General features: G+C 55.6%; 9 protein-coding genes. 3 read left to right on the forward strand and 6 right to left on the reverse strand.

Annotated features, from left to right (window positions below):
* Positions 1-126: 126 nt before the first annotated feature.
* Both FEF65_RS06710 and hrpA read right to left on the reverse strand, forming a co-directional pair.
* Positions 127-2,481: a CBS domain-containing protein gene (locus FEF65_RS06710; RefSeq protein WP_161595197.1), complete on the reverse strand. Its 2,355-nt coding sequence runs from the start codon at positions 2,479-2,481 to the stop codon at positions 127-129.
* 284 nt (positions 2,482-2,765) lie between these two features.
* Positions 2,766-6,653, reverse strand: coding sequence for an ATP-dependent RNA helicase HrpA (hrpA, locus tag FEF65_RS06715; protein WP_138239031.1), 3,888 nt, complete (start codon positions 6,651-6,653; stop codon positions 2,766-2,768).
* Positions 6,654-7,225: 572 nt separating this feature from the next.
* Here hrpA and FEF65_RS06720 point away from each other — a divergent pair.
* Complete coding sequence (locus FEF65_RS06720) at positions 7,226-7,582, forward strand: response regulator (RefSeq protein ID WP_138239032.1); 357 nt, start codon at positions 7,226-7,228, stop codon at positions 7,580-7,582.
* 1,028 nt (positions 7,583-8,610) lie between these two features.
* Positions 8,611-8,874: a hypothetical protein gene (locus tag FEF65_RS06730; protein ID WP_138239034.1), complete on the forward strand. Its 264-nt coding sequence runs from the start codon at positions 8,611-8,613 to the stop codon at positions 8,872-8,874.
* Between the two features lie 177 nt (positions 8,875-9,051).
* On the opposite strand, the gene FEF65_RS06735 is transcribed toward FEF65_RS06730, so the two are convergent.
* From FEF65_RS06735 to tldD, 3 genes are all read right to left on the reverse strand, one after another.
* Complete coding sequence (locus tag FEF65_RS06735) at positions 9,052-9,264, reverse strand: hypothetical protein (protein WP_138239035.1); 213 nt, start codon at positions 9,262-9,264, stop codon at positions 9,052-9,054.
* A 188-nt stretch (positions 9,265-9,452) separates the two neighbouring features.
* Positions 9,453-10,832 carry a TldD/PmbA family protein gene (locus FEF65_RS06740; RefSeq protein ID WP_138239036.1) on the reverse strand — a complete coding sequence of 460 codons (1,380 nt, stop codon included), beginning with the start codon at positions 10,830-10,832 and terminating at the stop codon, positions 9,453-9,455.
* Positions 10,829-12,262: a metalloprotease TldD gene (gene tldD / locus FEF65_RS06745; RefSeq protein ID WP_138239037.1), complete on the reverse strand. Its 1,434-nt coding sequence runs from the start codon at positions 12,260-12,262 to the stop codon at positions 10,829-10,831. Before tldD ends, FEF65_RS06740 begins: the two co-directional genes overlap by 4 nt.
* Before the next feature lie 183 nt (positions 12,263-12,445).
* Here tldD and FEF65_RS06750 point away from each other — a divergent pair, with 183 nt between their 5' ends.
* Positions 12,446-13,165: an EI24 domain-containing protein gene (locus FEF65_RS06750; RefSeq protein WP_138239038.1), complete on the forward strand. Its 720-nt coding sequence runs from the start codon at positions 12,446-12,448 to the stop codon at positions 13,163-13,165.
* A gap of 3 nt (positions 13,166-13,168) precedes the next feature.
* Here FEF65_RS06750 and FEF65_RS06755 read toward each other — a convergent pair whose 3' ends face one another.
* Positions 13,169-13,951 carry a TIGR01458 family HAD-type hydrolase gene (locus FEF65_RS06755; protein ID WP_138239039.1) on the reverse strand — a complete coding sequence of 261 codons (783 nt, stop codon included), beginning with the start codon at positions 13,949-13,951 and terminating at the stop codon, positions 13,169-13,171.
* Between the last annotated feature and the right edge of the window lie 44 nt (positions 13,952-13,995).

Consider the following 13,995-nt stretch of genomic DNA (forward strand, 5'->3'; position numbering starts at 1 on the left):
AGCTTCCGCCTCCCCGTTCCCTGATGCCGGCCTACACATGGCCATATCAAGCACGTTCGGTGCCATCATGCTACGTGTACGATCACGGGTTGCAGCATACAGCAGCTTCAGGAGAAGTGGGGTGGATTACAGTGACAGTCTTATGCCATCAAGCAGTTCGCGGATATGCTGACTGAGGGTGGAGGGGTGGACAGGTTTGGTGATCACCTCCCCGGGCAGGAGGCTGCCATCATGCATGCAGCTCTGGTTCAGCCCATAGCCGGTCGTGAACAGAGCCGGAACCGGTTTGATCTTCTGGATCTGTGTGACGGATTCAATGCCTCCCATCACCGGCATGACCACATCGGAAATGATCAGCCTGATCTGATCGATATGGGCAATAAACCTGGCAATGGCCATTTCGCCATTCTCTGCAGTAATGACGTGATAGCCCATGCTTTCAATTACATCGCGTGTCGCGCCAAGCACCCGGCTGTCATCATCGACAAGCAGGATCCATTCGCCATGCCCCTCGACGATTTGTGAGTGGTCGGCGAGCATGGGTTCAGAGGCTGTGGCCTGTAGCTGTGGCAGGTAAATATGAAAGGTTGAGCCTGTATCCTGGCTGCTTTCTACATCAATCAGGCCCTGATGTGACTGGATGGCACCATAAACCATCGCAAGCCCGAGGCCGGTTCCCTTGCCCTCACTTTTGGTGGTGAAAAATGGTTCGAATATTTTATTGAGATCAGCGGCTGCAATGCCGCTGCCGTTGTCAGTGATCGACAGGTGGACGTATGCGGGGGCGAGATTCATGTGGTTGAACTTGCGTTGAAAACGTTCATCCGGAGTGAATGGCTGCAGTTCAACCCTGATCAGAGGGTGGGGCGTTGCAGCCAGCGCATCGCGGGCATTATTGAGCAGGTTAATCATCACCTGATGCAACTGGGTTGTGTTGCCCCGAACCGTGAGTTGTTCCGGGCTGACCACAGATTGCAGATGAATATTTTCCGGGATAGCGACCCGGGCCAGTTTCAGGGTCTCTTTGACAAAGGGGACCATCGCAATGGGTTTGGTATCGATTTCTGTTTTGCGGGAAAAGGTGAGCATCTGGGCAACAAGCTCGGCCGCCTTGAAGCAGAGGTTCTCGATGTCGGAGAATTTTTTGCGCATACCCGGGTGATCATCGGCCTGACGCTTGAGCAGAAAGATGTTGCCGGTAATGCCGGCCAGCATATTGTTGAAATCATGCGCAATGCCGCCGGCAAGTGTACCGATCGCCTCCATCTTCTGGGCATGGTTCAGGCGATCCTCAAGTGCTTTTTGTTCGGTAATATCCTTGAGTGTCAGCAGGGTGGCAGGTTCACCCTCATAGACAATGACAGCACTCGATATTTCGGCAATCCATGCCGATCCGTCATCTTTTGCCAGCCTGATGATTTCATTGCTGATGTCATTTTCATGGGTTAACAGTTTGTCCAGCTCACTGGAGAAGGCATCGATGCGGAGTACATCGGTGATCAGCCGGCCGATCAAATCACATCGGCGCTTGTATGCGAACATCTGCATTGCTGCCTTGTTGGCATAGATAATGGTCCCCAGCTTGTAGACCAGCATGGCGTAAGGGGCATTTTCAGTCGCCTGCAAATAAAAATTCTCGATCGCCGGCAGCTGCTGCTCCTGCTGCAACTGTGACAGCACCCTGACCTGCCTTTCAGCCATCACCAGTTTGCGGATCAGGTAGCGGCCCAGATCATGAAAAAAGCAGGAGCGGGTGATGATGCCCTTGATCCGGTTGGCCGTATCGGTCACCAGCAAGTGATGAATATGGGTCGCATGCATTTTAAGCAGTGCATCCTGTGCGGTTGCGTGTACCGATATGGTGATGACAGGCGCAGTCATGATCTTCTCTGCCGTTGTACTGCTTTCTGTCTGGCTTGAGATCAGGCGTGGCAGATCCCGTTCGGTAATAATGCCGACCGGCAGCGAATCTCTTGTGACAATCAGGCTACCGATCCGCTCGGCCAGAAAGATCTCCATGACCTCATCAAATGATGCTTGTGATGAGATGGTGATGACCTCTGACTTCATAATCTGGATGATCGTTTGCGAATGCATCAGATCGGCAGATCCCAGGCTGTCCATAATATCACTTTCTGAAATCATGCCTTCCAGTTCATCCCTGGAATTGACAACGGGAATATGACGAATCCCTTTATCAAGCATGATATCCAGTGCATCAAGCAGTGAAATATCCTGCAGACAGGTCGTCACCGGTGAGGTCATCACCTGCTGAATCGGAGCGGAGCGATCGGTGTGGTGCTCATAGAGGCGGGGGAGGTCGCGGGCGGTGAGAATGCCGACAGGGCCACGGGCACCGCAAATCACAATGCTGGTACTCTGCATATCCGCCATAGCACGGATGGCTTCAGCCACCGGTGTATCCGGCGTGACCCGGACTACATGCCTGTTGAAAATATGACCCACACGGTTTTCTAACATGCCTGCTCCACCTCCTCCCATCCTCATGATGCAATGAGCGCGCCTGATGATCAGGGTGACAGCATGGTTTTATTCGTCAAATCAGGCAAGTGATCATTTGGGCGGATGGGGTAACATCCGGTTGACCAGACCTCGCTTCGTAACTTCCGGCTTAAAGGCCATATATGGTTTAATCCTTGTGTGCAATCATCCCCTGCGGATCTGATTTGACCGGCGTTTATATGCCGGCCTGTGTAAACGTATCGTCCGTAAGAGGCTTTGGCACTGTGCTGTTTCCCTGGCGATCAGCGCAGCGTCAGCCACATGTTTTCAAGTTTTTTCACCGATACCGGTGTCGAAGTTTTCAGCTCCTGGGCAAACAGCGAGACACGCAACTCCTCAATCAGCCAGCGGAACGTTTCAAGATCAGCGGTGTCGCCATGAGCGGAAATGATCGCTTTCTGGCGGGCGTCATACTGTGACCACAGCTGGCTGATGGCCTGACGGTGCTGACTATCCTGTTTCAGGTTACGGCCGGCCTTTTCGAGGCGCAGAGCTGCAGCCTGAATAAAGCGAGGGAAGTGGGACAGCCATTCAGCAGGTGTGGCGGCAACAAAACCGGGATAGATCAAACGGCTCATTTGCAGGCGTATATCCTCCACCACCGGCTGTAATTGCAGTGAACGCACGCCCTCCAGAGCCTGGCTCAGGCCGTGATAGGCGGAAAGGGCGGCACTGACGGCATCCGCCAGTTCACCGGCCCGTGCGACAATGCGGGAGCGGCCGGCATCCAGCCGTTTTACAAAATCGGCTTCTGTGCGCGGAAGCGGTGATTGCATGAACAGGGCGGTAAAGGCCGCTTCGATCAGCTCCTCTTTCAGCGCGGCAGGGCTACCGATCAGCGCATAGAGCAGCGTCAGCTTTTGCAGTTGCGGGCTGTTCTTTTTCAGCAGCTCCACCTGCTGGTGCAGTGAGAGCATGAACAGGCGGCGCAGGCCGGGTTGCATGGCACGGGCCGCTTCATGACGATTTTCGAAGATGCGGATGGCAACGGTTTGACCGCAGTCGCACAGGGCCGGGAAAAATTGCAGCGACAGTCCGTTTTGTACCCTGGCAATCGATTCGGGCAGGTCGCCGAAATCCCAGCGGGTGATTCCAACACGTTCAATGTTCCGGACGGTATCGATCGATTGCAGGCTGCGACGGCTGGTTTCGGCATACTTTTCCTGCAGCGCTCTAAGGTCATGGCTGCTGGCCAGGGATTTGCCATGCGCATCAACAACACTGAATTTCATCTGCAGGTGGCGTGGCAGGGGATCTGTTCCCCAGTCGCTGCGGTGTGGTTCAAGCCCTGTCATGCGGCCGAGTTCACGTGCCAGGGCAGTCAGTAAATCCCCTTGCGCAAATGCCATGTTTTCGCCGGCGGCACGGGCAAATTCAGGGGCTGGCACAAAGCGGCGCCGGATTGATTTTGGCAGGCATTTAATCAGCACAGTCAACTTTTCCACCAGCATGCCCGGTACGAGCCATTCAAAAGGTTCCGGCTCAAGCTGGCCGAGTACCGGGAGGGGGACTAACAGGGTGATACCATCGGCCTGGTTGGATGGATCAAAGTGGTAGCTGTATTTCAGCCTCAGTTTGCCATTGCTGTATTCGTCCGGGAATGCCGATGCGTCCACGCTGGCACTGTCGCCGTGCAACAGTGTCTGCCGATTCAGAAAGAGGAGTCGGGGCGATTGCTGTTCTGCCTGTTTGCGCCACTGCTCAAAAAGTTTGCCGCTGAAGATCCCCTCAGGGATCACTGCATCAAAGAATTCAAAGCGTGCCTGCTCATCGGCCAGCAGGTCGCGCCGCCTTTGTTTGGCTTCAAGCGCTTCAAGCTCTGCGATCAGCTGTTGGTTATGTTGCAGAAACTTGCCGTGGCTGCGGAACTCCGATGCCACCAGTGCATGGCGGATAAACAGCTCGCGCGAAATCACCGGATCAACAGGGCCATAGTGAATCCGGCGACGCCCGATCACCGGCAAGCCGTAGAGTGTTACTTTTTCCCAGGCGTGAACCTGAGCCTGTTTGCTCGACCAGTGCGGCTCACTGTAGCTGTGCTGCAATATATGGGGCGCCAGTCGTTCCAGCCACGCCGGATCAATGGGTGCAATCGTACGGCCAAAAAGGCGTCTGGTTTCAACAAGTTCTGAGCAGACCACCCATTTTGGCGGCTTTTTGGCCAGAGGTGAGGCGGGGAAAAGGGCAAACCTCAGGTTGCGGGCTCCCAGATAACACTTCTTTTCATCATCATAGAGGCCGACATGACTTAACAGCCCTGCCAGCAGTGCCCGGTGTACGGCATCAGGGTGGGCTGGCTCACTGTTCGGCATCATCCGCATTTCCTGTACAATGGAGAGCAGCTGACTATGCAGGTCATGCCATTCGCGCAGCCTCAGATAGGAGAGAAATCGATCGTGGCAGAGTTTGTGCATTTTTGAACGGGAGAGATGACGGGACTGCTCGTGAAACCAGTTCCACATGTTCAGCCAGGTCAGAAAGTCGGAGGCGGGATTGGCAAAGCTGCGGTGCTTCTCATCCGCCTGCTGTTGCATATCCATCGGGCGACCGCGTGGATCCTGTACGGAGAGGCCGGCAGCAATAATCAGCAGCTCCTGCAGAGCACCTTCTTCGCCAGCCTGCAGCAGCATGCGGCCAATGCGCGGATCGACCGGCAATCGTACGAGCTTTTTTCCGATCGGGGTGAGTTGCCTGCCGCTATCGACCGCCTGCAGCTCCTCCAGCAGCCGGTAACCATCGCGAATGGCCTGTTGTTCGGGTGCATCCATAAAGGGAAATTTGCCGAGATCCCCCAGCCTGAGATTGCTCATCTGCAAAATCACACTGGCCAGGTTGGTGCGGCGGATTTCAGGATCGGTCTGTTCAGGGCGGTTGTTAAAGCTCTCCTCGCTGTAAAGACGGAAGCAGACGCCCGATGCGATACGGCCACAGCGGCCTGAGCGCTGGTTGGCCGATGCCTGCGAAATCGGTTCGATCGGCAGGCGCTGCACCTTGGTACGGACGCTATAGCGGCTGATACGGGCAAGGCCCGAGTCGATGACAAAACGGATGCCGGGTACGGTCAGTGAGGTTTCCGCCACATTGGTGGCCAGCACAATACGGCGGCCGGGATGTGACTGAAACACCCGATCCTGCTCGGCCGGTGAGAGACGGGAGAGCAGGGGAATGACCTCTGTGTGTTTCATCGCATGGCGGTGAAGCAGGTCGCTGGCTTCACGGATTTCCCGCTCTCCGGGCAGGAATACCAGGATATCACCGAACGGGTCGATCGACGCCGCCTCATCGACGGCATCGGCAATAGCCTGTGGCAGATCACGGTCCAGCTCATCCTCATCCCCCTGAATCGGGCGATAAAGAACCTCAACCGGATAACTGCGCCCTGATACCTCAATGACCGGGGCATCATCAAAAAATGCCGAAAAGCGGGCTGTATTGATGGTGGCCGAGGTGATGATGACCTTAAGATCACGGCGCTGCGGCAGAAGCTGTTTCAGATAACCGAGCAGAAAATCGATATTCAGGCTGCGCTCATGAGCCTCATCGATGACGATGGTGTCGTAGGCAAGCAGTTGCGGATCACTCTGTATTTCAGCGAGAAGGATACCATCGGTCATCAGCTTGATCAGGGCATTCGGGCCGGTATGATCAGAGAAACGCACCTTGAAGCCGACGTGCTCGCCGATGCGGCTGTTCAGTTCTGCTGCAATACGGCCGGCGACCGAGCGGGCGGCAATACGGCGCGGCTGGGTATGACCGATCAGGCCTGCAATGCCGCGTCCCAGCTCCAGGCAAATTTTGGGAATCTGGGTCGTTTTTCCGGAGCCGGTCTCACCTGCGATAATGATCACCTGATGGCGTTCAATAGCATCGGCAATCTGCTGGCGTTTACCCGATACAGGCAGTGACTCCGGGTAGGTAATCACGGGCCGGCTTTGCATGCGCTGTTTGAATGTCGCAACCGATGTGTGGATGGCATCCGTTAATGTTGCCAGTGCCCGGTCCACCGGTTTTCCCTGTTTGCTGCGCTGGCGAAGTCCGTGCAGTCGTTTGCTGAATGCACGTCGATCGCTGATCATGCAGGAGGGGAGCAGATCGAGCAGGGCATTGATGGGATGAGCGATGTTATCCATAAGAGCGCAGCACTCTATATCAAGGCTGTTACCATTGTCCTTGATAAACTACAGGGAAGCGCTGATTTATTCTGCGCTTCCGAGCGAGCCATGGACGGGCGCCACAATCCGGCAGGATAGCCGGATTGGACGGCGTTGCCGCCGCCGGGTGAGCTGCAGGATGCAGCGCGTCAAATCAGATGCGTAAGTGACTGATTTGTAAGCAAAGACAAAATGACTCGGGCATCATGCCCGCACCCTGCGGGCAGCCGTTGGCCGTCCAATCGGCTTGCTGCCTCGTTGTCGCGTTTTTGCCTTTGCGAACCGATTTTGCCAGGAGGGCAATCAATCAGCATCTCCTTCACGCTGTAAACCATTGCGGTTACTTTGTGTAACTCTGTCTCCTTTGCAATGAAACGCTTTTAAGTGACTGGCTTTTTCATGCGATTGCCCTGTACAGGGAAGTCATCCATCCGTTGTGCACCCTGGCTGATGACCGGAACCGGGCTCATCCGGGCGGGTGATAAAAGCAGGATCAAAAATATGCGTTTGGCAGTTAACAGAAGAGAATTGAGGGTGTAACATTCAGGCCCATGATTGTAGATATTATCGATGATGAGCGTCATGTTCGCGAGATGCTTGCTGAAATAGCCGATATCCTTGGTTATCAGGCCCGCACATATCAGAGCGGTGATGAATATTTCGCCTATGTCACCAGCCCTCAATATCAGCCGCCCGGTGTGGTGATCAGCGATGTGCGTATGCCGGGTATTGATGGCTATAACCTGATGCGCAAGGTGAACAGGCTCTATCCCGATGTCCCGTTTATCATTGTGACCGGCTATCAGGAAGTCGAGGATAAATGTTCGGATATTCCGCATACCTTTATGCGTAAACCGTTCAATCCCGAGGTGCTTGAGGCGGTTCTGGCCGAGCTCAATCTGCGTTAAAAAGTTCTTTTCAGCCTCGGCAGTTTGTTCACCCTGACCGAGGTCTGCCTGCATAAAAGGTTCATCGCCGAAGTCCCGGGAACCAGTGCCGTTCAAGATGAGCTGATGCCGTTTCCTCTCCTGCAAGTCAGAGTATTCCTGGTTCATTTCTGTGCACGGAGGGGCAAAGCCGCTTGATTCCCCCCCTTATAGATTTGCCGAACAGAGTGATTCACTACAGAAACAAGCTGCGGATGCAGCGGCTGTAGTGAATGGCTCGCATGAGGGAATCCGCAGGACAAAGATATCGGGGGCGGCTTTCTTTCACCCCTTTCTTTACCGATAAAGAAAGGGGCTGCTCTGCTTTAGCAGAGTAGTCGCGTAGTTTTAAATGCATCTTGTCGCTGACAGGGTATTAAAAAACTGCTTCAGCCATCTTGCCTGTTCATGCGCGATGAACCAAAAAAGGTTCATCGCGAAAGCCCGAAAACCAGTGCCGGTAACGATGGGTGGGTGCCGCTTGATTCCCCCTTATAGATTTGCCGAACAGAGTGATTCACTACAGAAACAAGCTGCGGATGCAGCGGCTGTAGTGAATGGCTCGCATGAGGGAATCCGCAGGACAAAGATATCGGGGGCGGCTTTCTTTCACCCCTTTCTTTACCGATAAAGAAAGGGGCTGCTCTGCTTTAGCAGAGTAGTCGCGTAGTTTTAAATGCATCTTATCGCTGACAGGGTATTAAAAAACTGCTTCAGCCATCTTGCCCGCTCATGCGCGATGAACCAAAAAAGGTTCATCGCGAAAGCCCGAAAACCGGTGCTGGTAAAGAGGAGTGGATGCCGCTTGATTCCCCCCCTTATAGATTTGCCGAACAGAGTGATTCACTACAGAAACAAGCTGCGGATGCAGCGGCTGTAGTGAATGGCTCGCATGAGGGAATCCGCAGGACAAAGATATCGGGGGCGGCTTTCTTTCACCCCTTTCTTTACCGATAAAGAAAGGGGGATGCTCTGCTTTAGGGTGATGCTGATGTGTTGCCATCCTGGCCATGATCGAACGCAAAGGTTGGATGTACGTTTTCGCCTTTGCCTGCAAACCCAACATTCACGCGTCTGATTTGATTCGCTGTATCCTGGAGCTCACCGGGCGGCGGCAAAGCCGTTTGATTCCCCCTTATAGATTTGCCGAACAGAGTGATTCACTACAGAAACAAGCTGCGGATGCAGCGGCTGTAGTGAATGGCTCGCATGAGGGAATCCGCAGGACAAAGATATCGGGGGCGGCTTTCTTTCACCCCTTTCTTTACCGATAAAGAAAGGGGGATGTTCTGCTTTAGCAGAGTATTCTGTGTTGCTTTAAATGCATCTTATCGCTGACAGGGTTTCAAAAGCTTGCTTCACCATATTGCCCGCTCATGCGCGATGAAATCGTAAAAAAGGGGCTTCTAATCAAGCCCCTTTTTTTACGCATATGATGAAGCGGGTAAGCGTCAGGCGGCCTGCGCTGCCCGCTCAAGAAGATTTCGGGTCATCAGCTCAAGCGTGCCCAGGTTGACCAGCATCCCTTCAGCATGGCCGGGGTATTTCACGAAGATCTGGGCACCGCCCCTGTGATCCACGACAGCTTTTTTGGTATACGCCTCTCCGTGTACATGGGTGAGAGCATCAAGATATTCCCGGATTGATTTTTCAATAAATTGCATAGCAACCTCCTTTTGTTGTGCATGCAACCTGAGGTATAGATCAATAAAGACCGAGTGTCAAAGTCGGACTTTATGCCTGAAGGAGACAGACAGGCGTATCTATGCGCTCCGGATCAGGCAGTTGATACATTCATGATGGGTTGCACAGCGACAGAGGAGATCCCGTGAGGAGGGTAAAAGGGGGGCAGTTATGCCCCGGCGATCGTCATGCCCTCAATGGCAATGGAAGGAACTGCCGATGAGCCGAACCAGGTAAGATCGGAGCCGACATGGCTGATCTGTGCAAACATCTCTTTCAGGTTGCCGGCAATGGTGATGCCCTGAACCGGTCGTACGATCATACCATTTTCGATCAGGAAACCGCTGGCGCCACGCGAATAATCGCCGGTGACGGAATTCACACCGAAACCGATCAGTTCAGTCACCAGCAGACCATGGCGGATTTGTCGGATGATATCGGTCTGTGACAGAGAGCCCGGCTGCCAGATCAGATTGGCACTGCCGATGCCGATGTCGCCGGTTAATCCTCGCACAGCACTGCCCGTTTCAGGCATGCCGAGTCGTCGGGCTGTATAGCGATCGGTAAGAAAATGCTGCAATACACCATCGCTGACCAGGCGGTGGCTGGCAGTGCGGGTGCCTTCGCCATCAAACAGACGATTCCCCAGTCCATCCGGGTGATCCGGATTGTCATCGATACAAACGCCGGCCGGAAAGAGGGGCTGATGCAGGCAATCGGTCAGAAATGAACGCTGCTGCAGTATGGCCCGTCCATTGATGGCCCCGATCAGATGGCCGAGCAGGGATGTGGCAATGCGGGGCTCAAAGACGACCGTGGCTGCACCGCTTTCCATGCTGCCCGGATCAAGGCGGCGCCAGGCCCGTTCGGCAGCTTCCCGGCCGATCAGGTCGGGGGTGCGCAGCCCTGACACATGCAGAGCCCTGTGCCAGGCGTAATCGCGTTGCATGCCATCACCATGGCCGGCAATGACGGAAATACTCAGTGATGCGGAGGCTTTGCTATAGGCGGCTGAAAACCCGTCGCTGCTGGCATATACGACATGGCTGATACCGAAGCTGGCGGCAGCACCTTCGCTGTTACTGATGGCTGTGGAGCAGGAGAGTGCGACCTCCTCGCACGCGAGTGCCGCATCCCTGGCTTCTTCCAGCGACCAGCCGGCATCGGATTCCGGATGGCGGAGGCGCCAGTCGGCCAGCTGCTGTTCGGTCGGGTGGTTGGCTCCAACCGGGGGAACGGCATCCGGATCGGCTTCTGAGATGCGTGCCATGGCAAGCACCTGTTCGGCGAGTTTTTGCAGCCCCTGTGGCGACACATCAGATGTGGATGCTGTGGCAAAGGCCATACCACTGGCGGTTTCCACAAAGGCGCGCAGACCTACGCCGCGTGCATCCTCCCGCTCAACCGATTCAACCGTGCCGTTACGGACATTGATGGCATCGCCGGTATCGGAAACGCTCAGTGCATCGGCATGCGCCGCTCCGGCCCTGAGAGCGGCATCGATCAATTGACCGGTATAATCATGGGTGGAGCGTACTGTGGATTTCATGCCTCGGTTCCTCCGACGGTCAGATCATCAATGCGTATGGTCGGCAAACCGACGCCGACCGGCACGGATTGACCGCCCTTGCCACAGGTGCCAACACCCGGATCAAGCGCCAGATCGTTGCCGATGCTTGAAACCTTCTGCAGTACCTCGTGACCGGAGCCGATCAGTGTGGCCCCCTTGACCGGGTACTGGATGATGCCGTTTTCGACGTAATAGGCTTCAGATGTGGTGAAAACAAATTTGCCCGAGGTGATATCGACCTGGCCGCCACCGAAGTTCACTGCATAAATACCCCGATCGAGAGAGGCAAGAATATCGGCCGGATCATCTTTTCCTGCCAGCATGAACGTGTTGGTCATACGTGGCAGGACCGGGTGGGCGTAGGATTCACGGCGACCGTTGCCGGTTGGTTGCATGCCCATCAGCCGGGCATTCTGACGATCGAGCAGGTAGCCGGTGAGGATACCATCCTCGATGAGGACTGTCCGGTGACTGGCGGTTCCCTCATCATCGACATTCAGGGAGCCACGGCGCTCGGCGATGGTGCCATCATCCACCACGGTGATGCCGGGAGCGGCCACCCGTTTGCCCATCTTGTCAGCAAAGACGGAGCTGCCCTTGCGATTGAAATCCCCCTCAAGACCGTGACCGATGGCTTCATGCAGCAGGATGCCGGGCCAGCCGGGCCCCAGCACGACCGGCATGCTGCCGGCGGGTGCCTTGCGGGCGGCAAGGTTCAGGGTGGCCAGACGTACGGCCTCCTGGACCAGACGTTCAGGTTCATCACTGTGGATCATACGGGCGAGGGAAAAGCGGCCACCGCCGCCGGCACTGCCTGTTTCACGCCGTCCGTTCTCTTCAACAACCACTGAAATATTCAGCCGGATCAGCGGGCGTCCGTCATGAATATGGGCGCCATCCATACGGATCATATGAATGTCCGAGTAGGAGGAGGAGATATTGCCGAATACCTGTCTGACACGCGGATCGAGATTGCGCGCCATGGCATCCAGACGTTGCAGCAACTGTTTGCGTGCCGAAAAATCTACCGATGCAGCCGGGTTCTCAGCGCTGTAAAGAGCGACCTCACTCGCAGCACGATGGATACGCACAGAGGTGCGGTTGCCACCCGAGTCGGCAATGGAGCGGGCCGAGCGGGCTGCCTGCATCAGGGCTTCCGGCTCCAGCCGGTCGGTATAGGCATGACCACTGGCCTCACCCTTGATCACGCGGGCACCGATGCCCTGCTGTGTCGAGGCCGAGACATGTTTTACCCGCCCCTCCTCAAGTGAGATGGATTCTGAAACCGAGTGTTCAATGTAGAGGTCCCCATCATCCGCATCGGCCGGCAGCATGGCGGCAAGCACACGTTGTAACGCCTCTTCGGCTACTGGCAGTTGATCGCGGGAATCGGATGGTTGACTATGCATATGGGCAATCGTGTGGTTCGTATACATCTATTGTCAAGCGACATGGCCATCACTGGCCTGCCGGTCAGCCTGGTTTTACGGCCAGTCTGAACAGGGCAGGCCATTGCTTGTGCGTGACGGGGGCAGGCCTGTTGCATAAGCTGGCCTTTGCCATCGGCGATTGATACGGTCATAGGAGAAGATGTGATTAAGGGTGTATTTTCATTGCTGGCAGGGATCCGCCTGCTTTTTGTCGAGCCTGATTTGCGCAGCGTACTCTGGCGCATGCTTGCTTTGCTCATCGCGCTGATGGTTGCGGCAACCATGGCGGCATTTCAGGGGCTGGATTACCTGGCCACGATCTGGTTGCCACAGGGGGATGCCTGGTACTGGCAGCTGTTGTCGGCGGTGGTCTGGGTGCTGGCATTGTTGTTGTCGCTGGTCACCGGCGCACTGGCTTATGTGGCACTGGGATCGGCAGCGGTGGCTCCGTGGCTGGATACGCTGGCTGTGCGAACGGAAAGGCTGCATGGTGTCGGTGAGTCTGCCGCTAACAGCGATAGCTGGATGATGCAGGTGACCGCCAGTCTGGCCAACTCGATCCGGCCGCTGGGCGGGTTACTGGCATGGGGAGCGGTGGCGCTGCTGTTTATCTGGTTGCCACCGCTGGCGACGGCGATCTGGACCTATGCCGGTATCCGCTTTCTCGGCTATGAACTGATGGATACGACGGCATCGCGGCAAGCATGGGCGTTTCATCGCCGCAAACAGGAGCTGAATGAACAGCGCTGGTTCTATATCGGTTTTGCCGGTGTGGCGATGCTGCTGTTAATGGTGCCCGTACTGAATCTGCTGGTGATTCCGGCAGCGGTGGTGGCGCTCTCATCCCGTCCTTATACGGCGGATCAAGCGCTGAAAGGCTGAGCGCTACAGCAGCTGAATCGCATCGGGCAGGTCGGCAACCGAAGGGAGAAGAAGATCCGGTTTGATGCCGGAATGACGGAAAAATGATTCACGATATTTTCCTGTCTGCACCATACCGGTACGCAAGCCGGCTCTGCCGGCGCCGTCGATATCCGACTCGATATCATCACCAATCATCAGCGTATGCGCCGGTTTTGCCTGCATCGCCTTGCAAATGGCATGGAAAAAAGCCTGCGATGGTTTGCCAAGCAGCGTGGCCTGTTTGGCCGTGGCATACTCAATGGCGCTGACATAGGCGCCCAGGTCCATATGGAGGCCATCTTTCTTTTGCCAGAAACGGTTTTTATGCAGTGCCAGCAAGCGGCTGCCATCCATGACAAGGCGGAATATCTGCTGGAGTTGTGCCTGACTGTAACCGGCCCCACCGACATCGCCCATGACAATGAAGTCGGGCTGATCGACGACTTGTCGTATCCCGTCGAAATCCTCCTGCAGTGAATCGTGTATATACAGCCGTGCTGTCCGCTGACCGATCAGGCGGGCGGCGATCGCGGCAGGGGTATAGATCTCATCGATTGCGATGGCGATACCGAAACGCTCGAGCTTGTCAGCGATCACCCGGCGCGGGCTGGTGGTTGTGTTGGTGACGGCAGCAATCGGAATCCGCCTGCTGCGGCACCAGTCAATCGTCGCGGCGGCACCGCGAATGACCTTGTCATCAATGTAGAGGACACCATCAAGATCGAACAAAACAGCATCAATAGCGGGTTGTTTTCGGGATTTCATGGCCGGATTGTAGCAGAGGAGGCCGGTATTCCCCAATCGGGGAA

Origin of the sequence: Mariprofundus erugo, from assembly GCF_005818865.1 — a bacterium.
Taxonomy (GTDB): Bacteria; Pseudomonadota; Zetaproteobacteria; order Mariprofundales; family Mariprofundaceae; genus Mariprofundus; species Mariprofundus erugo.